23 protein-coding genes and 1 tRNA gene are annotated in these 18,577 nt (G+C 66.4%); 10 read left to right on the plus strand and 14 right to left on the minus strand.

Translation table 11 applies throughout. The features are described 5' to 3' along the window. Positions 1–21: 21 nt before the first annotated feature. Positions 22–378: a DUF5658 family protein gene (locus EGD98_RS07895; RefSeq protein WP_425433343.1), complete on the minus strand. Its 357-nt coding sequence runs from the start codon at positions 376–378 to the stop codon at positions 22–24. 93 nt (positions 379–471) lie between these two features. On the opposite strand from EGD98_RS07895, the gene EGD98_RS07900 reads away from it, so the two are divergent. Next, complete coding sequence (locus EGD98_RS07900) at positions 472–999, plus strand: TrmB family transcriptional regulator (protein ID WP_220587790.1); 528 nt, start codon at positions 472–474, stop codon at positions 997–999. A 15-nt stretch (positions 1,000–1,014) separates the two neighbouring features. Here EGD98_RS07900 and EGD98_RS07905 read toward each other — a convergent pair whose 3' ends face one another. The 6 genes from EGD98_RS07905 to EGD98_RS07930 all read right to left on the minus strand — a co-directional run bounded on the left by EGD98_RS07905 (position 1,015) and on the right by EGD98_RS07930 (position 5,721). Continuing rightward, complete coding sequence (locus tag EGD98_RS07905) at positions 1,015–1,260, minus strand: DUF7861 family protein (RefSeq protein WP_220587791.1); 246 nt, start codon at positions 1,258–1,260, stop codon at positions 1,015–1,017. Further along, the gene (locus EGD98_RS07910; protein WP_220587792.1) at positions 1,261–1,416 is read right to left on the minus strand and encodes a hypothetical protein; all 156 of its coding nucleotides are present in this window, start codon (positions 1,414–1,416) and stop codon (positions 1,261–1,263) included. It abuts the gene before it with no gap. A 41-nt stretch (positions 1,417–1,457) separates the two neighbouring features. Beyond that, a complete protein-coding gene (locus EGD98_RS07915) occupies positions 1,458–2,723 on the minus strand; it encodes a cytochrome P450 (RefSeq protein ID WP_220587793.1) in 1,266 nt (421 codons plus the stop codon). A 76-nt stretch (positions 2,724–2,799) separates the two neighbouring features. Then, complete coding sequence (locus tag EGD98_RS07920; RefSeq protein WP_220587794.1) at positions 2,800–3,633, minus strand: ion transporter; 834 nt, start codon at positions 3,631–3,633, stop codon at positions 2,800–2,802. A gap of 85 nt (positions 3,634–3,718) precedes the next feature. Further along, positions 3,719–4,831, minus strand: a complete 1,113-nt coding sequence (locus EGD98_RS07925) for a chemotaxis protein CheW (RefSeq protein WP_220587795.1) — start codon at positions 4,829–4,831, stop codon at positions 3,719–3,721. Further along, positions 4,828–5,721, minus strand: a complete 894-nt coding sequence (locus EGD98_RS07930) for a ParA family protein (RefSeq protein WP_220587796.1) — start codon at positions 5,719–5,721, stop codon at positions 4,828–4,830. The genes EGD98_RS07925 and EGD98_RS07930 overlap by 4 nt, the downstream gene beginning before the upstream one ends. 172 nt (positions 5,722–5,893) lie before the next feature. On the opposite strand from EGD98_RS07930, the gene EGD98_RS07935 reads away from it, so the two are divergent. Both EGD98_RS07935 and EGD98_RS07940 read left to right on the plus strand, forming a co-directional pair. Next, on the plus strand, positions 5,894–6,391 hold the full coding sequence (locus tag EGD98_RS07935) for a FlaD/FlaE family flagellar protein (RefSeq protein ID WP_220587797.1): 498 nt from the start codon (positions 5,894–5,896) through the stop codon (positions 6,389–6,391). Between the two features lie 81 nt (positions 6,392–6,472). Next, positions 6,473–7,573 carry an actin-like salactin gene (locus EGD98_RS07940; RefSeq protein ID WP_220587798.1) on the plus strand — a complete coding sequence of 367 codons (1,101 nt, stop codon included), beginning with the start codon at positions 6,473–6,475 and terminating at the stop codon, positions 7,571–7,573. A gap of 65 nt (positions 7,574–7,638) precedes the next feature. Here the strand turns inward: EGD98_RS07940 and EGD98_RS07945 are convergent, their stop codons facing one another. Beyond that, complete coding sequence (locus tag EGD98_RS07945) at positions 7,639–7,818, minus strand: hypothetical protein (protein ID WP_220587799.1); 180 nt, start codon at positions 7,816–7,818, stop codon at positions 7,639–7,641. A gap of 211 nt (positions 7,819–8,029) precedes the next feature. Here EGD98_RS07945 and EGD98_RS07950 point away from each other — a divergent pair, with 211 nt between their 5' ends. The 3 genes from EGD98_RS07950 (at position 8,030) to EGD98_RS07955 (ending at position 12,278) form a co-directional block, all read left to right on the plus strand. Beyond that, entirely contained in the window at positions 8,030–9,856 is a 1,827-nt protein-coding gene (locus EGD98_RS07950; protein ID WP_220587800.1) for an MCP four helix bundle domain-containing protein, read from the plus strand. A 59-nt stretch (positions 9,857–9,915) separates the two neighbouring features. Further along, the gene (locus EGD98_RS21015; protein ID WP_268899122.1) at positions 9,916–10,050 is read left to right on the plus strand and encodes a hypothetical protein; all 135 of its coding nucleotides are present in this window, start codon (positions 9,916–9,918) and stop codon (positions 10,048–10,050) included. A gap of 113 nt (positions 10,051–10,163) precedes the next feature. Then, complete coding sequence (locus EGD98_RS07955; protein ID WP_220587801.1) at positions 10,164–12,278, plus strand: GH32 C-terminal domain-containing protein; 2,115 nt, start codon at positions 10,164–10,166, stop codon at positions 12,276–12,278. A 12-nt stretch (positions 12,279–12,290) separates the two neighbouring features. Here EGD98_RS07955 and EGD98_RS07960 read toward each other — a convergent pair whose 3' ends face one another. The 3 genes from EGD98_RS07960 to EGD98_RS07970 form a co-directional block, all read right to left on the minus strand. Next, complete coding sequence (locus EGD98_RS07960) at positions 12,291–13,196, minus strand: hypothetical protein (RefSeq protein ID WP_220587802.1); 906 nt, start codon at positions 13,194–13,196, stop codon at positions 12,291–12,293. A gap of 104 nt (positions 13,197–13,300) precedes the next feature. After that, positions 13,301–14,611, minus strand: coding sequence for a glycoside hydrolase family 68 protein (locus tag EGD98_RS07965; protein ID WP_220587803.1), 1,311 nt, complete (start codon positions 14,609–14,611; stop codon positions 13,301–13,303). A 117-nt stretch (positions 14,612–14,728) separates the two neighbouring features. After that, positions 14,729–14,962: a DUF7996 family protein gene (locus EGD98_RS07970; protein ID WP_220587804.1), complete on the minus strand. Its 234-nt coding sequence runs from the start codon at positions 14,960–14,962 to the stop codon at positions 14,729–14,731. 185 nt (positions 14,963–15,147) lie between these two features. Between EGD98_RS07970 and EGD98_RS07975 the strand changes: the two genes are divergently transcribed. The 3 genes from EGD98_RS07975 to EGD98_RS07985 all read left to right on the plus strand — a co-directional run bounded on the left by EGD98_RS07975 (position 15,148) and on the right by EGD98_RS07985 (position 17,105). Next, entirely contained in the window at positions 15,148–16,194 is a 1,047-nt protein-coding gene (locus tag EGD98_RS07975) for a phytoene/squalene synthase family protein (protein ID WP_220588056.1), read from the plus strand. A 142-nt stretch (positions 16,195–16,336) separates the two neighbouring features. Continuing rightward, positions 16,337–16,711 carry a hypothetical protein gene (locus EGD98_RS07980; protein ID WP_220587805.1) on the plus strand — a complete coding sequence of 125 codons (375 nt, stop codon included), beginning with the start codon at positions 16,337–16,339 and terminating at the stop codon, positions 16,709–16,711. Positions 16,712–16,760: 49 nt separating this feature from the next. Then, positions 16,761–17,105, plus strand: coding sequence for a TRAM domain-containing protein (locus EGD98_RS07985; protein WP_220587806.1), 345 nt, complete (start codon positions 16,761–16,763; stop codon positions 17,103–17,105). On the opposite strand, the gene EGD98_RS07990 is transcribed toward EGD98_RS07985, so the two are convergent. From EGD98_RS07990 to EGD98_RS08000, 3 genes are all read right to left on the minus strand, one after another. Next, positions 17,102–17,665 (minus strand): hypothetical protein, encoded by a 564-nt coding sequence (locus EGD98_RS07990; protein WP_220587807.1) that lies wholly within the window; start codon positions 17,663–17,665, stop codon positions 17,102–17,104. The genes EGD98_RS07985 and EGD98_RS07990 overlap by 4 nt on opposite strands. Before the next feature lie 252 nt (positions 17,666–17,917). Further along, positions 17,918–17,992, minus strand: a tRNA-Val gene (locus EGD98_RS07995). 48 nt (positions 17,993–18,040) lie between these two features. After that, entirely contained in the window at positions 18,041–18,310 is a 270-nt protein-coding gene (locus EGD98_RS08000; protein WP_220587808.1) for a DUF7553 family protein, read from the minus strand. 110 nt (positions 18,311–18,420) lie between these two features. Between EGD98_RS08000 and EGD98_RS08005 the strand changes: the two genes are divergently transcribed. Then, positions 18,421–18,564, plus strand: a complete 144-nt coding sequence (locus tag EGD98_RS08005) for a hypothetical protein (RefSeq protein ID WP_220587809.1) — start codon at positions 18,421–18,423, stop codon at positions 18,562–18,564. Positions 18,565–18,577: the final 13 nt, after the last annotated feature.

Raw genomic sequence — 18,577 nt, forward strand, 5'->3', positions numbered from 1 at the left:
ACAGACTCGGCTGTCGGAGCCTCACCCGAACAGCAACAGCGCGTTCGAGACGACGACAGCACACGTCACAGTCGCGAAAAGCGCCAGGAAGACGGCGGCGTTCCGGTCGTCGAGTAGCGCCCAGCCGGCGACCAGCCACGCCATCGCAGCGAACTTCACGAGCCCCAATCCGGCGAGGCCGAACTCGGCGAGCATGGCCGCCATGACGACGTTGCCCTCGCGCAACCCCGCCTCCAGCCCGACCATCGTCAGGACGATGTCGGCTGCGGTGGTCGCGAGGATGAGCGCCCAGAGGACGGCGTGGCTCCGGGTCATGCGCCGCTCCCGGCGCAGCGTCAGGAGCGCGTCGTCGCTCTCGGCAGTGGAGACGACCGGCACTGCCCGACAGCAGGGTACCGAGGCATTTGAGCGCTCGGGTGCAAACGCCGACAGTATCCACACACATATCAACACGCTCGCGCTACCGAAGGTATGGTCCAGATCGACCTGACCACGAGTCAGGAGCAGACCCTGACTGCGCTGGTCAACCAGCACCGCCCGGGGGAGGGGCCAGTCAAGGCACAGGTCGTCGCCGACGAAGTCGACCGCAGCCTCGGTACCATCCAGAACCAGATGCAACGGCTCGCTCAACTGGGCGTCGTCGAGGGCGTCTCCGGGCCGGCCGGTGGCTACGAACCGACCGAGCTGGCCTTCGAGGCGCTCGGACGGGAGCCACTGGACGAGACGGCGGCCGTCACCGTCGCCCACGACTACGAGCGCCTGGACGTGACCGTCGACCGACTCACGTTCACGAGCGTCCACCATCCCGAGAGCTGTCGGGCCGAGTTGCACCTCCAGCAGTCGGTCGCCGACTTCAGCGTCGGGCAGGCCGTCGCCGCGGGACCGCTGCCCCTCTCGGGGCTGGTCGTTGCGGGCACCGTCGAGGCCATCGACGACACGTCGAACACGCTGATTCTGGACATCGCGAAGCTCGAAGCGCCGGTCGAGTCACCGGAGTGAGCGCGCCCGCTTTCGCTACCCGCCGTGTTTTCGGTACCACACCCGCTCGCCGACCGGTGACTCGCCCTCGTCGATATCGAGACGCGAGAGAAAGAGGTCCCTGATAGCGAACGTGACGACCAGTTCGACCGTCTCGCCGTCGGCCGTTGCGACCGTGACCACGCAGTGGCCGTCACGTTCGCCGACAGACTCGATGGTCCCGACCGACCAGCGGTCGACGTGATGGGACGGCTCCCGCGCGTGGATGCGGTCGTGGGCCACTTACCGGCCCCATTCGTAGAACCACCAGACGCTGCCCAGCAGCAGGAGGCCAGCACCGAGGGCGGAGGTCGCGGGTTCAGGGAACACGAACAGAACGAACCCGACGAGCATCATCGTGACCGGCTCGACCTCGTCGAGGTAGTCGCTGAGTACCATACAGGAATCTCGGCCGGCGAGATAAAAAAGCCGTACGCCACTCAGGGTGGGGGCGACTCAGCGTCGTCTCGGGGACGGAACTCGATGGGGAGCTCCTGGACACCGTAGATGAACGCGCTCCGGACCGGCTGGAGCCGCTCACCGCCGGGCCGGACGTCCGCGGTCCGCTCGAAGAGGGCGTTCAGGCCGATTCGAGCCTCCATGCGGGCCAGCGGCGCGCCCAGGCAGTAGTGGGTCCCGCGGCCGAAGCCGAAGTGTGGGTTCGGTGCCCGGTCGACGCGGAACTGGTCGGGCGCGTCGAACACGGCGGGGTCGCGATTGGCCGAGCCGAGCCACGGAACGACGGTGTCGCCTTCCTCGATGCTCATACCCTGGAGCTCAACGTCCCGCGTGGCGATGCGGGCCAGGGCCTGCACCGGCGAGCGGTACCGGAGCACCTCCTCGATGGTGCTCTCTATCGGTGCCTCGCCGGTCCGAACCCGCTCCATCGCCGCCGGGTGAGCGGTCAGACAGCGCATCGCGTTGCCGATGAGGTTCGTCGTGGTGATGTTGCCGGCGACGAGCAACAGCATACAGAACCCCAGCGCCTCCTCGTGGGAGAGTCGCTCCTCGCCCGCGGCCTCGGCGATGACGGAAATGAGGTCGTCTTTCGAGTCCCGTGCCCGGTCTTCCAGTTTCGCCTCGAAGTACTCGGCCAGTTCCTCGCTGGCCTGCTCCTGGCGCTGCCGGAATGCCTCGAGGGCCGCTTCTGAGGTGTCGGTGGGCGTCTCGACGAGCGTCTCCGACCAGCCCCGGAACTGCGGGCGGTCCTCGCTTGGCACGCCGAGCAGTTCGGCGATGACGATGACCGGGAACGGGTACGCGAAGTCGTCGATGAGGTCCATCCGCCCGCCGTCGATAGCGTCCTCGAGCAGGTCCGCGGCGATGTCCTCGAATCGCTCCGCACGCTGTGTGATAGCCCTGGGACGGAACCAGTCCTCGACGACGCCCCGCAACCGGCCGTGTCGCTCGCCGTCGGCGGTCAGCATCGTCTCCAGAATGGGGCTCTGTTCCGCCTCGGGCGGGAGGTCGATGGCGCTGGCCAGCCGTGGGTTCGAGGAGAACGTCTCCGGGTCGTCGAGAATCCGGTCGACGTCCTCGTACCGGAACACGTCCCAGCACTGTCGGTTCTGGTCGTACCGGACCGGTTGTTCCTCGCGCATCTCGGCGTACCAGTCGAACGGGTCCAGCCACGCCTCGCGAGTCGACAACGCCTGCGGGACGCGTTCGAGTGACTGGCCCTCGCCCTCGTCGGTGGGTGCGCTCATACACCAGTTAGAAATTCGATAGGTATCAACGTCCGGTCGCGGGTGGGCAAGGCGCCTTCAGCTGGTAACGAGGTGACTATTCACGTGAGTCGTACTCCTGGTAGATGAGATGGCCACAGGCCTTGCAGTGGGTCGCGTCGGCGTCGTGCGCGCAGAGCCCACAGTCCGGACAGGTGACATCGACCTTGTCTCTGGTGCGCCACTCCTTGACGATTTTCCCGGCCTGCCACGGGATGACGATGATGCCCGCCAGAATCGCGGCGACCGTCACCCACCGTCCGGCCGCCGTCGCGGGGATGATATCGCCGAACCCGACCGTCGAGACGGTGACGACCACGTAGTAGAACGCGTCGCCGAAGGTCTCCACGTCGGGGTTGACCGTCGATTCGACGCTGTAGAACAGGCCAGCCGAGGCGAAAAAGAGGACCAGCACCGTCAGCAGGAGCTTCAACGCCCGCAGCGTGTTGTCGTCGATAGTGCCGAAGAAGAACTCCGCGTCGTCGGTGAACCGATAGAACCGCAACACTCGAATCACGCGGAGGACCCGCAGGAAGCCCACGTTGAACGGGACCGCAGATACCGGCAACGCGACCAGGGCGAACGTCGGGACGATGGCGACGAGGTCGACCATCGTGTAGCCGTTGGAGAACTCGGCCCACCGGTCGGCAGCGGCGTAGAGCCGCAGGGCGTACTCGACCGCGAAGACGACGCCGATAGCGACCTCGAGACGCCACAGGAACGTGGTGGTCGCGGCCGAGACCGGGTACGTCTGGGCGACGTACACCGCGACGAAGACGAGGTTCAAGACGAGAAGCGAGACGTCGATAGCCTTCCCGAGATAGGTCTCGTGGTCCAGCAGATAGAAGCGGACCTGCCGCCGGAAGTCGCTCGTTCCCGTCGAAGGTTCCATCGTACACGTGACTGGAGGAGACAGCTACGTAGGCTCTCGGGTTCGGAGTGACACGGTAAAACGAGACCGGACCGACGAGAGCCCGCTATTCGTCTTCGGTCGCAGTCGCCTGTGCCAGCGCGTCTTCGGGTTCGACCCAGATGACGAACTGGTCGTACTCATCGCGGTCGACGACGCCGTTGATGTACTCGGCGTCGACAGGCGGGTGGTTAATCTCCGACTCGGGGACCGGGACGACCTGGCGGACCTCGTCGACGACCCAGCCGATGGCCCCCTGGTCCTCGAACTGCTCGGGGTCGAAGACGATGATGAGGTTCTGCTCGCCCTCGCCCTCGATGTCCATCATCTCCTTCGGTTCGAGGATGGTCGTTATCTGGCCGCGCAGGTCGACGACGCCGTCGACGAAATCCGGCGTGTTGGGGACCCGCGTGACCGCGTTCCGCTTGACTATCTCCTCGACGTACTCGATGTCGAGACAGTAGTACTCCTCGCCCAGCGAGAACTCCAGGACGCGGACCACATCTTCGGACTGGGTGGCGTTCCCTTCCATCGCCGCGCGGGCGCCGCCCTCGGTGGACTCGACCGACGAGGTGGCCATCGCCTCCTCCAGCAGTTGCTGGTCGGGGAGCTCGACGCCGCTGATGTCGCCGGGTATCGTGCTGGCGCCCGTGGCTCCCGCCGGGACTGCCGGGCCCTCACTCCCCGCCTCGGCGTCGGGAGCCGGGTCGGTGTTCGCTACGCCGGCTGTCTCCGACCCGGCGTCGGCGCCACTCTCGGGGGCCGACTCGCCGCCCATGACCTGGGCCGCGGATTCGGCCGCTCGCTGGGCGGCGGCCTGGGCGTCGCTGGCGTCGACAGCGTCGTCGGAACCGGCCCCAACCGTCGACCCGGTCTGGGATTCGACGGCCTCGGCGGCTTGCGAGGCCGCGCTGGCTGTCGTCGACGACTCCTCGCCGCTCTCGCTCGTCAGCGACGAGAAGCCGGTGTCGTCGGTCGAGGGCTCGCCGGCACTCTTGTCACGGTCCTCGGTCCCACTGGTCGAAGGCTCGTCGGCGACAGAGCCGGCGTCGCCGGTCGACGCCGACGGGGGGTCCTCGCCGTCCTCATTCGGGGTGTCGTCTGTCTGGTCGTCGGTACCTCTGTTGCCTTCGCGCATATTACGGATGCGCTCTGCTCTGTCCATGCGGTCGTCGCTCATGCTGTCACCTTGTTGTAGCCGAACTTCTCGTCGAACCGCGCCGCGATGTCGCTGAAGACATCGGCCATGTCACACTGTTCCTCGGTCCCGAAAATCGACTTGCCCTCGGTGTAGGCCCGCTGGAGGGCCACCCGTTTGCGGACCTGCCAGACCGGGCTGTCGGGGAACGCGGCCTTGAACCACTTCAGCATCGTTTCGGCTTCGGAGGTCGTCTCGATGCGGTTGGCGACGACGCCCAGCATCTCCACCTGGATGTCGGCCTGCTGTTCCAGGGCGACCATCTGGTCCATCAGCAGTTCGATGGCCCGCTCGGAGGTGGCTTCCGCCAGCGCCGGCACGAGGACGTGCTGGGCGGCGAAGACGCCGGTGTCGGTCAGGTTGCCGTAGAACGGCGGCGAGTCGATGATGACGTAGTCGTAGCCCGTCACCGTATCCAGCGCCCGGTCCAGCGTATCGAGCGCGTGGCTCCCGCTGACCATCTCCGGGGTTACGTTGATCGCGAACTGGGAGAGCACCGACGGGTCGATGTCGAGGCCGCGGGCGTCGATACGGGCGATGAGGTCGGCGATGGTCAGCTCGTGTTCCGCCTGCAACATGTCGATGTTGGACGGAACCACGTCCATCTCCTCGTGCTCTATGATAATCTCGGCGAGTACCCCAGGGTCGCCCGTGAGCGCGTCGAACAGCGACGGGGGCTGGGCGTCGTAGGCGTCGACGAGTCCCAGTCCCTCGGTCGCGTTCCCCTGCGGGTCCAGGTCCACGAAGAGGACGTCCCGGCCCCGGTCGCTCAACGCCCCGGCTACGTTGATAGCTACAGTCGTCTTGCCGGTCCCGCCCTTCGCGTTGGTCACGCAAATCCGGGCAGGGCCGGACGTTGAACCCCGGTTCATCGTCGAACTGTCCGAATGTCGGAGGTCGGCCGGTATAAAAATACGCCCCCGATTATCAAACGCGTAACTGGCCGCATGCAGTCGATTCGCCACCGAGCGGCCGTCTGGCGGCGTCTGACGGCCGTCAGACCGACTGCAAGATTTAACTTCGCGTAGTTGAAATAGGGATAGCATGACTATCAACCCGCGCGACTACGACCTGGACGAGCTGCGGAAGATGGCTCGCCAGCGCGGCGAGCGCAACGGCGGGCTGTCCGAGGACGAAGACGTTCCGGACCCGGCCAATCTGGAGATGGGGCTGGAAGACGCCGACGAGGAGATGCTGGCGGGCAGTTCCTTCCGGTCGGGACTGTATCGCGAGTTGCTCCCATTCCTCTCGGGCGAGAGCCAGGAGAAACCGTATCTCGCCGCGTTGCCCGAGACCTACGCCGCCGAGTTCGTCGTCTTCGAGTGGCTGGAGTTCCTGCTGATGCACTCGGGGTACCAGGGCGCCGACGAGGCGCTTGCGTACTACGAGTCCATCGACTGGATCACCGAGGGGGTCCGGTCGGACCTGTCGGACTACCTGCTCGGTATCGACGAGACGGCGACGAACGACAGCAACGACCTCAGCGTGGACGACCATATGCTGAGCCTGGTCTACGTCGCGAAGCTCACCGGCATGACATAACAGGCTATCACGCGGGTCATTATCGGCGCTGATTCTTGACGTGAGGATATATACCGGGGCAGCGACAACTGGCGACCGTATATGAGTGACGACGACGCGGCGGAGGCCGACGAAGCGGAGTCGACGGCCGACGACTCCGCAGAGAGCACGAGCGGGGGGACGGTTCCGGTCGGTGTGAAGCTCGGCAGCACCCGGACTGTCATCGCCCTGCCCGACAACCACGGGACAGAGAATCGCATCATCCGGACGCTGACCTGCATGGCGACCTACGAGGACGCCCTGACCGGTGAGGAGAAGGTACTCTACGGCGAGGAGGCCGCCCGCGAGTACCCCGACCGCGTCGAGTACATGCTCCGTTCGGGCCTGCCCGAAGACAAAGACCGCGCCGAGATGACCAAGACGTTCTTCGAGGCGCTCATCGAGGCAAACGACATCCCCGCAGACAGCGGCGTCGTATACGCGATTCCCACCATCGACAACCCCGCCGGGCTCGAGAACCTGAAATCCGTCATCGAGGACTCGGGCATCGGTCTCAAACTCATGGAGAGCTATCCGGAGTCGCTGTGTGGCTCTATCCCCGCCTTCGGCGACGACCTCGAAGCCATCGACGAGATATTCATCTCCGTGAACATGGGCTCGACGAACCTCGAAGCCTCGGCGTACCGCCGGGGCGAACAGCTCGCCCCCTTCACGACGGGTGCGGTCACCGGCAACGAGGTCGACCGGATGATAGCCAACTACGTCGAGGAGGAGACCCAGGGCCGGGTCAATATCGACACCCAGACTGCCCGCGAGTACAAGGAGGAACACGCCGACTTCCTCGATTTCGAACCCTTCACCGACATCATCCAGCAGCCCGGCGGCGGCACCCACGAGTTCACCATCGAACGGTCGGTGATGGACGCCGTCGACGAGTATCTCGACGACGCCGTCGACGAACTCGCCAACACCTTCCTCCCTGAACTGGCCAACGACTACATGAAGGTGTACCAGCTGGCCCTGGACCGACCCATCGTCATCACCGGGGGGATGGCCTGTATCCCCGGTATCGTCGACGAGTTCGAGGAACGGCTCAGCGAGGAACTGAACCGCGATATCGAGGCGACAGCGGCCGAAAAACCCGACGAGGCGCCCACTGTCGGCGCCCAGCGCATCGCTGCCAGACTCGTCGAGAACAGCTAACGGAGCCAGTACAAATCGACCCGCACCCGACCGTACGACAGTATGCGGGCGGTGTGTGAACCGTTTCAGCTGGTCCCGTTCGAACGCCAGCAGTCGAACCAGCCAACGATTGGTGGGTCGCCGCTTTCCCCGGCCCTCGCTGTCAGCGCCCTGAAAGCGTCCGTGTCGATACGGAGGGCCGACGGCGTCTCGCCGCCCTCAGCCTCCTTGTGCTCTCCCGTGACTCCCTGTCTGAGGCCTGCCATGGCCCACTCTTCGGAGCCCTGATACCTAAAGCCAAGTCAGACGCGCGTCAGTCGGCCAGCAGACCAGTGCGATGCACACGTGGGAAAGAAGATGACGGCGGCCGAATCTTTCCACGGTTGTCAATATTTATCACCGGAGCAGATACATTAATATCTGAATATCAGAATAGATAGGTGAGTATCTTAGTATCTGGTGGTCTACCCGCAACTAATGGGTCGGATTATCAATCTAAATAGCTGGGAAGACGACGAGCTGCCGGACGTGGTCAGCCGGACCGGAGGGGGTGGGTTCCTCTCTACGGGCTATCTCGCGGACGAACCTGCGGTGGCGCTGGTCGAGGACGACGAGACGATGCAGTACGTGCTCACGAACCGGAAACGCGGGGTCACGGTCGAATCAGCCACGGAGACGGCACAGGTCAAACCCGATAGCAGCCATCGGACCGTCGTGGTCGTCACGGACCGCCGGCTGCTTGTCCTCGTGGGGCGTGACGGGGGGGACGAGCAGACCAGTATCGCCCTGTCGACTGTCACCGATGTGGCGGCGACGAGGGGCCGACGGAACGGCGAACTCGCCGTCGAGCGCGACGACGACACGACGTGGCAGATTCCGACCGGGACCGACGGGCTGGACACACTCGCGGCGTATCTCGAGGAGGCGGCCGCCGCTTGGCGGGAGGTCGAAGCGTCCCTTTCGGCAGTCGAGGAGAGGCTCTCGGCGGCGGCCCGGTTCCAGCGGGACGGCGAGTACGACCGGGCGCTCTCGGTGGCGCGCGAGACCCGAGACGCCGTCGAACGCGCCCGGTCGAGGGCTGTGGGGTTCAACAGGGACCACCCCGGGAACGCGCTGCAGGCCCGGAGCCAGCGCGTCGTGGCACAGCGGGTCGCGACGCTCGGGGCCATCCACGTCGCGCGAGCCAGAGAAGCGGCGGGGACGGGCGACCGCCTGTTCCGGGCCGGCAACTACGAGGGCGCACGCGAAGCGTTCGAGCGGGCCCGCGAGGAGTACGATTCGGCACTGACCGAGGGGGAGCGCCGGCTCGAGGACCCCCACGCGATACGCGTCGAGCGCAATCGTGTCGACCGACTGGTCGCGGATATCGACGACTCACCGCTGCCGTCGGCTATCACGGCCGACAGAGCGGCCGTGGCGGCGGAGGACCCGGCCGAGGCCGCCGCCCACTGGGAGACGGCGCTGTCGGGGTATCGGCTGGCACTCACCGCGGCCGAGGGCGACGGCGACAGCCTCTATCGGGGCGACCCCGACCAGCTCCGGGACCGTATCACCACCGTCGCCGAGAGCCTCGCGGCGGCCCAGCGGACCGTCGGCGAGGAGGCCAGACGGGCGGGGGACTGGTACGCCGACGCCGAGCAGTACGAGGCCGCACTGGAGGAGTTCGCGACGGCTGCCGAGGCCTTCGACGGAGCGCTCGAAACGGCGACCGAGAGTTACCGGGACGCGGTCCCACACCTGAAAGCAGACGTCGAGGCACTCCAGCGGCGCATCGACCGGGCCCGGGCCGCACGTGACGGTGAAGACCCCGGGGCGGACCGCATCGAGTCCGACGACGAACCGGCCTACGAAGTCTCGGCGACGCTGGGCGACGTCGAGGGGCCGACGGAGATCGCCGACGCCATCAAACCGCCGACGGCCGACAGCGGTCCGGGACAGACCGTCGAGCGGCTGGAGCGACTCGACGGGCCGGCGGTGACCGGCCTCGTTGCCGAGGCGTTGACCGCGACCGGGTGGGAGACACAGGCCGCCAGTCCGCGGACGCCCTTCGACCTCCTGGCCACCCGCGGCGACGACCGGATGGGCGTGGTCGTCAGCGACGGGGGCGACAGGGCGGCTGTCACCGAGTGCGCACAGGTGACAGGCGCCGCCGGGACCGACGCCGTCATGCTCGCGACCACGAGTCCGGTCCCGGACGACGTCGAACAGACGGCGACGGAGCGAGACGTCCGCCTGCTCGACCGGGAGTCTCTGGCTGCTATCGTGGACTCGCAGGGATTGACCCTCCCCGCGCCGGCACAGTGAGCCGTGCTTACCATGGTCGGCGAAGGTTTATTCTCATGCAAGGAGTATAATTATCTATAATGGACTGTTCCGCCTGTGGTACCAGAATGACGTACAACGACGAGACAACAAAGCTCACGGAGTTCGTCTGTCCGCGCTGTCACGAGACGGTCATCGACTGGAAGTCCGAGGCCCGGGCCGTCCGACTGGCCTGAGACGGCGGCCGGGCAGTTCCGGACATATCGGTCCGTGAGGCAAGCAGAAGCGAGCAGAATCGAAAGCGAACAATTGGCGAGCGTTTTTATATTTGCGTGTTCGAGTGTGTCCAATGGGAGCCCCGCTTCGCATCGGCTGTCTCGTCGACGATGCTGACCCCGAGCAGTCGGCAGCGTACGACTGGTGTGAATCCCGGTTCGACGCGGTGGCCCGCTGTCGACCGGAGTCGTTCGACCCGACCGAGTACGACGTGCTCTGGTGGCACCGTGTCGACCCGGTCGACCCGGCGATGGTGTCCGACGGCGGGCCGCTGTCCGCGTTCGTCCGGGACGGCGGCACACTCCTGCTGACGCTTGCCGCGATGACCGCGGTCGAACCACTGGGGTTCGACGGTGTCGGCCCGGACGCCGTGGGCTGGGCGGAAGTCACCGACCCGACGGGCCCGCTGTGGAAGCGACTCTACGCCGACCACCCGATAGCGGCCGGGTTCGATACGCTCCGCGTCCACACGCGTGGCGCCGGTGTGACGGCCCCGTACGCTCGCTACGAGACAGTCGCCCCCACGGACGGGGACGTGCTGGCCAGCACGGCCCGGGGCGACCACGACGCGGTCGCGGAGCGGTCGGTCGTCTCCTGGCAGCCAGGTGCTGGCCGCGTCGTCGGCATCGGTTCGGCGCTCTCCTTTCGGCAGCCAACCCACGACATCTGCCGGGGCAACCGGGAGACGCTCGTCGCCAACGCTATCTCCTTCCTGGCGAACGAGGAGACGGTCCCGCTCACCGGCCGGCCGAAGGACAGCACGACGCTGTCGGCCATGCGGGACCGACTCGGCGAGGACCCCCACCGGCCGGGCTATCACGTCACCCCGCCCGCGAACTGGCTCAACGACCCGAACGGGCTCGTCCACTGGAACGGCCGGTACCACGTCTTCTACCAGTACAACCCCACCGGCCCGTTCCACGGCACGATTCACTGGGGTCACGCGGTCAGCGACGACCTGGTCCACTGGGAGGACCGCCCGGTCGCCCTCTCGCCGTCGCCCGACGGCCCCGACCGCGACGGCTGCTGGTCCGGGTGTACAGTCGACGACGACGGTGTCGCGACTATCCTCTACACCGGCGGGCGCGGCACCGAACAACTGCCGTGTCTGGCGACCTCGACCGACGAGTCGCTCACCTCGTGGGTGAAAGACCCCGAGAACCCGGTCATCGACGAGTTGCCCGCCGAACCCGAGGTCCTCCGGACCGAGGACTGGGACGGCGAGTTCCGGGACCACTGCGTCTGGCGCGAGGACGGCGTCTGGCACCAGCTCATCGGCGCCGGGATGGAGGGCGGGGGCGGGGCGGCACTGCTGTACGTCTCGACGGACCTGCGCGAGTGGACCTACCGGGGGCCCATCCTGACCGGGGACCGCGACTCGGCGGGGACCGTCTGGGAGTGTCCGGAGCTGCTGAACTTCGGCGAGAGACAGCTGCTGCACGTCTCGAACTACGAGGACGTGATGTACTTCCTCGGCCAGTACGACGACGGCAAGTTCACCGTCGAGCGGCGGGGCAAGCTCGACCACGGCGACTTCTACGCCCCACAGTCCATGTGGACCGACGACGGCCGCACGCTGACCTGGGGATGGGTCCAGGAAGCGCGTGACGTCGGCGCCCAGTGGGACGCCGGCTGGTCCGGGTCGCTGTCGGTGCCCCGCGAACTAACGCTTGCCGAGGACGGCGGACTCCGACAGCGGCCCGCGGCGGCACTCACCGAACTGCGCGGCGACGGCGAGCACCGCGAGAACCTCCGACTGCGCGCGGACGAGGGCCGCGAACTCGACGTACAGAGCCGACAGTTCGAGCTCAAGGCGACGGTGCGACTGGAGGACGCCGACGCCGTCGAGCTTCGCGTGCTTGAGACGCCCGACGGCGAGGAGCAGACGCCGATACGCTACACCGCGGCCAGCGAGGTCGTGGTCGACCGCACACAGTCGAGCACGACGCCGGAGGCGACGACCGACAGCCAGCGGATGACGGTGACACCCTACGACGCGCCGCTGTCGCTCCACGTGTTCGTCGACGGGAGTATCGTCGAGGTGTTCGCCAACCAACGTCACTGTCTCACCAGCCGCGTCTACCCCGAGCGCACGGACGCGACGGGTATCTCGCTGGCTGCCACCGGCGGGACGGCGACGGTGACCGGGCTGGACTGCTGGGAGCTGGACAGCGCCTGGCGCTCGTAGAGTGGCCCTGGCTCAGAGCGTCGTGCTCGTACCGCTGTAGCCACAGTCGTCACAGGCGGCGGTCTCTCGCTCGCCCAGCGTGTAGACGGCGACGTGGCCGCCACAGCGGGGGCAGTTCTCACCAGCCGACGGCTGGCGCGCCTCGGTCAGGACGCGGTCGAACATCGGCGTGGTGTCGCTGCTTGCGATGACCTGCGCGTGGACCGCCGAGGCGGACTCGTCGACGGCGGCGCCCCAGATGAGGACCGCGTCGTCGGGAATCGACGCCTCGATGCCGTCGACGGCCTCCACGGCGGCGGCCAGTGTCAGGTCCTCACCGCCGACGAGGTTGACCAGTATCGACCCGAGGCTGTCGACGTCAACGTATGGCGCCGAAAGCGCCGCCTCGACCGCGTCGACCGCGTCGACCGCCACGTCGCCGGTGTCACGCGCGGTACCGGTGGTGATGGCCGCCGCCGTGCCGCTGCCCAGCACGGTCCTGACGTCCGCCGGGTCCAGGTTGATGACCCCTGGTCTGGCGATAAGCTCGTGGAGCGTCGTCACGACCGACCGGATACCCCGCCGATGGTAGCCCGGCGGGATGACCACGGTCGCGTCGACGGCCGACCGCAAGCGGGCTATCTCCCGTGCCGTCGTGGGGTCCAGTTCGTCCGCCGTCGCGGGCGCCCCCACCACCGCGATGGTCACGCCCTCCCGTTCGGCCAGACGCTCGAGCCACTCGGTCGGCGGGACGGTTCCGTTCGCGAAATCGGTGGCGAAGATGGTGATAGAAGCGCGGTCCTGCGACGGGCTCGGCGGCTCCGAGAGCGCCGTGATGCCGGGGACCATTCCGAGCGTCTCACCGACAGACGCGACGCCGGCGTGGCCGATGACCACCGACTGGTGGTGCTCCAGAACGGCGACGGGTTCTCCTCGCATAGACAGGCTGTACGGCCCGTATGACCCATGCGGACTAAAGTTGAACGGGCGACTGATGGCCAGTTGTCAGGTGAGCGCCACTCCCTACCCTACACCGACACAACTCAGTGACCGTAGCCCCCACGCTGGTCGTCCGCGTGTGCCCGGGCGAGCAGCTCGCGCTCTGTCGGCCCCAGGGATTCGCCCGCCATTGGAATCTCCCAGTGCCCGAGTTTGCCGACGATTTCGGTCCGGGTGCCCGAGACGTCGAGCCGCAGCGTCGGCCCGAGCGTCCCGCCGAACCGTCGCCGCTGCTCGCTTTCGGGGAGGTGGGCAATCTCGTCGAGCGTCTCGCCGGCGAAGTCGAAGTAGTTGAAGAAGTTCTGGACCAGCACCTCCCCGTCGTGGGGGAACGCCATCCACGAGTACGCCTGGAACGGCGCGTTGGGCGGGTTGGTAGCGACCAGGCCCGAGCCGTTGAGCGGGACGTACTCGCCGTGGAGCTCCTCGGCGACGAAGCCATAGAGCGCGTCGTAGCCCGACAGCTCCGGCCCGAAGGTGTGGAGGTGACTGGAGATAAAGAGGTAGTACAGCCCGTCGCGGTAGACGACGTGGGGGCGTTCGAGTTCCTGGTTGACGCCGACGGCGTCCAGCAGCGGCGCTTCGAGTTCCCACGCCAGCGGGTCGCCGGTCGGCGAGTGGGCGATGCCGACGCTGCCGTTGAACTCCTGCTTGCCGGCGTCGCCGTCGAAGAGGTCGCTCCCCTCCGGGACCGGCGAGTTGGCCTCGAAGAGGAGCCACGTCTCGCCCGTCTCGGGGTCCTCGAAGAACCACGGGTCACGGAACGTGTATATCATCGCCCGGGACTGGTCTTCGCGTTCGTACCGCTCGCCGTCGGGGGAGAGGAGTTCGTGGTGGGTCCAGGGCCCACGGAGCTCGAAGCCGTCGGTGGTGTCTACGCGCCCGCCACTGGCGGCGACGATGCGCTGTGAATATGTCAGCTCCTCGGCCCCGTCCGTGCCGGCCGCCGTGTAGAACAGATACACGTCGCCGTCGTCGTACAGCGCTGACCCGGCCCACTGGCGCTGTCCCAGCGCCTCCGAAAACACCGGCCCCGCATCCTGCCACTCGCGACCGTCCGCCGAGTAGAACGCACGGATGGTTGCCACGTCGTGGCGTTTCCCAGGCAGGAGCTCCGCCGGCGCAGTCAGCGAGAAACACACCCGGTAGCCGTCGACCTCGGCGAGCGTGCCGTCGCGCTCACGGAGAAACCACGTGTCCCAGATATGCAGATGGGGCATCTGGTCGGTTTCGGGCGGGTAGAACACCGGCGCGGTCGTCTCCCCGGTTCGTTCGAGACCGGCGGCCTGCTCGCGTGTCCAGCCGGCACGGGCGCGATATCCTGGCGCGCCCTCACCGGGCGAGTGGTCGTTCATACCCCTGTGGATGGGAAGGACCGAAATAAAAGTTCGCAGCGAGTACAACGGCCGTTGTATGTGGTGCGTTCACCGCCGGCCGGACGGTTGTTCGCGAGCGCCCTGGACCCAGCCTCCCTACTTGTCCGCCGAGTCGTTTTCCTCGTACCCGACACCCTCGGGCCCTGTGATGTCGAGCGGGCGAATCCACTCGTACCAGATGAACACGACGCCGAGGCCGTATCCCATCGCCCAGACGGCGCTGCCGACCCACGGATACCCCCACTGGCTCAGCAGACCGTTGGCGAGGCCGGGGACGATGACCACCGCAGCCACGGTCAGCCCGAGGACGATTGTCTCGTTGCGGTTCATCGGCCGCCCCCCGCCGCGTGCCCGATTCGCATACCCCGCCGTATGGGACTGCGGAATTTAGGGGTGGCGTTTCAGCCACATCACGAGCCGGCCGGCAGCGTCGGGAGGACTTCGGCAAAGTGGCCCACAGCGAATCCGTAGCCAACCCATTTTTATCGCAGTATGCCTTACCCCGGATGACGGGAATGTCTCAGAACCACACTGGCCGGCCGTCACAAGAAGACATTGAGTGGTGCTACGACGCCGTCCACAGAGTGTCACGGACGTTTAGCTTGACAATTTCGGAACTCGACGAGCCGATGGCGCGCGATATCTGTGTCGGATATCTTCTCTGCCGTGTCGCCGACACAATCGAAGATGCCGGACACATCCCCCCCGCTGCCCAGTCAGAGCTACTCCGACTCTACAGCCAGACTCTTGACCCGGACGCGGACGCATCGGTTCGAACGTTCGACGACGCCGTAAACGAGTGGCTGCCGGCGACACTGACCGACGACTGGGAGGTCGTCGACAACGCCGCCCGCGCCGTGGGCGTCTTCCGCTCGCTCGATAACCACGCCCTGGAGAGCATCCGCGGACCAGTTCGGGAACTCGTCGACGGAATGGCGATGTTCGTCGACCGCTACGCCGACGAGGGCGGCCTGCGTATCAAGACCCTCGACGAGCTAGAGGAGTACTGCTGGTACGCGGCCGGCACCGTCGGGACACTCGTGACGGCGCTGGTCTCCCACGAAGCCACGCCGGAACAGACCGAGCAGATGGAGGAGAACGCTCGCGCCTTCGCGCTCTTGCTCCAGCTCGTCAACGTCGCCAAGGACGCGGCGACCGATATGGAAGAGGAGAACAACGTCTACCTCCCGCTAGAATTGCTGGACGAGGAGGGGCTGGACCACAGCGACGTCGGGAACCCCGACAACGTCGAGTCGCTGGTCCCGGTCATCGAGCGTGTCACCGCCCGCGCCGAGGGCTACCTCGACGGCGCCCAGACGTGGCTCGAAGCGATGCCCGAGACCCGCGGCAACACGCTCTCGGCGTGGGCTATCCCGTTCTTGCTCGCGGTCGGCACCATCCGCGAACTCCGCGAACGGCCCGCCGATGTCATCGAGAACGGCAACGTCAAGATAACCCGCGACGAGGTCCACGCGGTCTGCCAGCAGTTCATCGGCGACAGCTCGCCACCCATCGGCGACCTGCGGACCCGCATCAGAAAGCAGCCACTCCACGAGTACTGAGGACACTCCCTGAGTTCCCTGCTCAGACGGCTCACTCCCGACATTCCCCCTTTTCGCACACAACGCTGTGAGGACCGGCTGTACAATTCTGTCCGAACGCACAGTCGGCAGTAAGAAGGCACGGCTGGCCGAAGCGTTCGGTATGCCCGAGACGCTCGAACTCCCCAACGGTGACGAGGTAACGCCCGAGGACGTGTTCCTCTACAACGACTACCCCTACCGGCTGGTGTGGCTCGATAGCGAAGACCACGCCTTCGAGCTCTCCCCACTGTACTGGGGCGACAGCGGCATGGACATCCCGTTCCGTGACCGAGAGGCGCTCGTCGACCAGTGGGAACCCGAATCCCGGGGAGTGCTCTCGGCCGAAGAGTGGGCCGACTGGCTCGACGAGGCCAGCGACGACCCCCGCTTCGACGACGAGGAACTCGCCGAACTGGCCGCGGAACTGCCGACCGACTGGGACCACGAGCCCGCGACCGACGACGACGGCGGCCTGCTCGACCGGTTCGGACTCTGAGCATCGCGATGCTGCAACCTATTTAGAGCCCGACGCTCCAGAGCATCGTATGCAACTCCCACTGCTCGCCGGCGGCGCCGGCCTCGTGGTCCTGTTACTGGTCGTCGTGCTCTGGCGGCGCGGGTCCGGGGCCAGCGCGTCGAAGCAGGCCCACGACGCCGCACAGGAGCGAGACCCACCCGTCGAAATCGGTGGGACCTACGAGTTCGGCATCACGGAGTTTACCGACCACCACTCCGGCGACCGCGTCGCCGTCGGCAAGGTCGAGGGGTTCGTCCTCTTTACCGACGGCGTGCCGACGTCGTGTTCGGTCGGCGACCCAATCCGGGCGACGGTCACCTCGTTCAACCGCGGCCACACCTCCGCCGACGCGACCTACGAGGGGCGGGCCTAATAGCGCGAGAAGTTCTCGTCGGGGTAGACACGTCCCTCTGCCAGGTCCACGACGTCGAGCGTCGCGAGCCGATTCAACCGGGCCGCTGCATCGTCTTCGTCGACGCCCAGTTCGACCGCACGAGCAATCACCCGCTCTCTCGTCGGCACGCTCTCGATGAGGCCGTCACTGTCGAGTACCATCTCCTCGGCGATGATTGCCTTCAGGATGGCGCCACGCTCCCGTTTCCCCGGCGTCCTGTCGCTCCCGGTCCACTCGACGCTCATCGTCCCATCGTCGTTGACGTGTGAGACCACGAACCCGTCCGGCAGCGTCTCGGTCAACGCCGCCACCAGTGCTGCCCTGTCGAGCCTGGCGGTAAAGCGGTACCGGTGGCCGTCTTTGGACTGGCCGCTCTGAACCACGTTGGTACCCTCCTGCTCGACGGCCTCGGTGATGGCTGCCGCGAGTCGGTCGCCGATCTCCGTGGCCGTCTCGTCGCGCTCTCGGGTCGCGTCCGCGGCTGCGCCCGCCAGCTCCTCGTACCGTTCCATCCGTTCGTGCAGCGGGGTCTCGCCCATACCCCTGTACTGGGGCCCAGTGAATTACATATTGTGGCAGTGACAGCCGCGAGTGAACGACGGGCAACTTTCGCTGTGTGGAATCCCTGAGGTGCGACAGCCGCACCTGATAGCCTCAAAGATGGGTTGGGGCGGATTCGAACCGACTGAACTTCGCTCGCTACCGCTCGCTCGTTCCGGGGTTCGAATCCTCGTCTCCCATGCAGACGCCGCTGGCTCCTCACGTTCGTTCGTCGCAGTCGGCGTCAGAAATGGGTTGGGGCGGATTCGAACCGCCGACCCTCGCCGTGTGAAGGCGATGTCATAACCGGACTAGACCACCAACCCGCGTCACCTGTTGCTATACGAGGGGCTACTTTAAGAATTGCGTTCCGATTACGCTTCCGGCGCCTGCTTCCCGCGATAGTTCCCGATTCGCTCGCGGGCCTGTCCGATAGCCGTCTCGGCCTCACCCTCGGCTCGCTCCTGGAGTGCTTTCAGGTCGGCTTTCACGGCCTCCAGCCGGCTCGGTTCGGGTTCCTCCTCGGTTCCGGTGAGTTCCCGGAACCGCGCCTCGACCGGCTCCAGCTCTTCTTTGAGGCCCTTGCCTGCGGTCTCGCCGGCGCGCTTGAGGTAGTACCGAGCATCTTCGAAGTGTTTGTTCATATCTGTCCTTTCGCAGAGAACAGATATAGCCTTTGTGGCGTGGCTTGTTACCAGATGTCGTTGTTCTGGACACAAGGCACATATGAGGTGCAGCGGAATCACTCTCCTGTATGCTACAAGCAGAATTCGAGGTCTGTACGGAGTGTGGCAACTTGCACATGGAAGGGGGCGCCGGTCCGGAACACATCGATTCCTGTGCGGTATGTGACGGCCGCCTCGACGACGTGGAACTGGACGACCTCGTCGGTCTGTAAACTGGTCGCGCTA

The sequence above is a fragment of the Haloarcula salinisoli genome (assembly GCF_019599405.1).
Classification (GTDB): domain Archaea; phylum Halobacteriota; class Halobacteria; order Halobacteriales; family Haloarculaceae; genus Haloarcula; species Haloarcula salinisoli.

Coding starts and splice junctions, on each gene's coding strand:
- EGD98_RS07955 (WP_220587801.1), top strand. CDS start 10,164: ATGGGAGCCCCGCTTCGCATCGGCTGTCTCGTCGACGATGCTGACCCC.
- EGD98_RS07975 (WP_220588056.1), top strand. CDS start 15,148: ATGTCTCAGAACCACACTGGCCGGCCGTCACAAGAAGACATTGAGTGG.
- EGD98_RS07930 (WP_220587796.1), bottom strand. CDS start 5,721: ATGAACCGGGGTTCAACGTCCGGCCCTGCCCGGATTTGCGTGACCAAC.
- EGD98_RS08005 (WP_220587809.1), top strand. CDS start 18,421: ATGCTACAAGCAGAATTCGAGGTCTGTACGGAGTGTGGCAACTTGCAC.
- EGD98_RS07990 (WP_220587807.1), bottom strand. CDS start 17,665: ATGGGCGAGACCCCGCTGCACGAACGGATGGAACGGTACGAGGAGCTG.
- EGD98_RS07965 (WP_220587803.1), bottom strand. CDS start 14,611: ATGAACGACCACTCGCCCGGTGAGGGCGCGCCAGGATATCGCGCCCGT.
- EGD98_RS21015 (WP_268899122.1), top strand. CDS start 9,916: ATGGACTGTTCCGCCTGTGGTACCAGAATGACGTACAACGACGAGACA.
- EGD98_RS07900 (WP_220587790.1), top strand. CDS start 472: ATGGTCCAGATCGACCTGACCACGAGTCAGGAGCAGACCCTGACTGCG.
- EGD98_RS08000 (WP_220587808.1), bottom strand. CDS start 18,310: ATGAACAAACACTTCGAAGATGCTCGGTACTACCTCAAGCGCGCCGGC.
- EGD98_RS07925 (WP_220587795.1), bottom strand. CDS start 4,831: ATGAGCGACGACCGCATGGACAGAGCAGAGCGCATCCGTAATATGCGC.
- EGD98_RS07920 (WP_220587794.1), bottom strand. CDS start 3,633: ATGGAACCTTCGACGGGAACGAGCGACTTCCGGCGGCAGGTCCGCTTC.
- EGD98_RS07950 (WP_220587800.1), top strand. CDS start 8,030: ATGGGTCGGATTATCAATCTAAATAGCTGGGAAGACGACGAGCTGCCG.
- EGD98_RS07945 (WP_220587799.1), bottom strand. CDS start 7,818: ATGGCAGGCCTCAGACAGGGAGTCACGGGAGAGCACAAGGAGGCTGAG.
- EGD98_RS07985 (WP_220587806.1), top strand. CDS start 16,761: ATGCAACTCCCACTGCTCGCCGGCGGCGCCGGCCTCGTGGTCCTGTTA.
- EGD98_RS07935 (WP_220587797.1), top strand. CDS start 5,894: ATGACTATCAACCCGCGCGACTACGACCTGGACGAGCTGCGGAAGATG.
- EGD98_RS07915 (WP_220587793.1), bottom strand. CDS start 2,723: ATGAGCGCACCCACCGACGAGGGCGAGGGCCAGTCACTCGAACGCGTC.
- EGD98_RS07980 (WP_220587805.1), top strand. CDS start 16,337: ATGCCCGAGACGCTCGAACTCCCCAACGGTGACGAGGTAACGCCCGAG.
- EGD98_RS07910 (WP_220587792.1), bottom strand. CDS start 1,416: ATGGTACTCAGCGACTACCTCGACGAGGTCGAGCCGGTCACGATGATG.
- EGD98_RS07960 (WP_220587802.1), bottom strand. CDS start 13,196: ATGCGAGGAGAACCCGTCGCCGTTCTGGAGCACCACCAGTCGGTGGTC.
- EGD98_RS07940 (WP_220587798.1), top strand. CDS start 6,473: ATGAGTGACGACGACGCGGCGGAGGCCGACGAAGCGGAGTCGACGGCC.
- EGD98_RS07970 (WP_220587804.1), bottom strand. CDS start 14,962: ATGAACCGCAACGAGACAATCGTCCTCGGGCTGACCGTGGCTGCGGTG.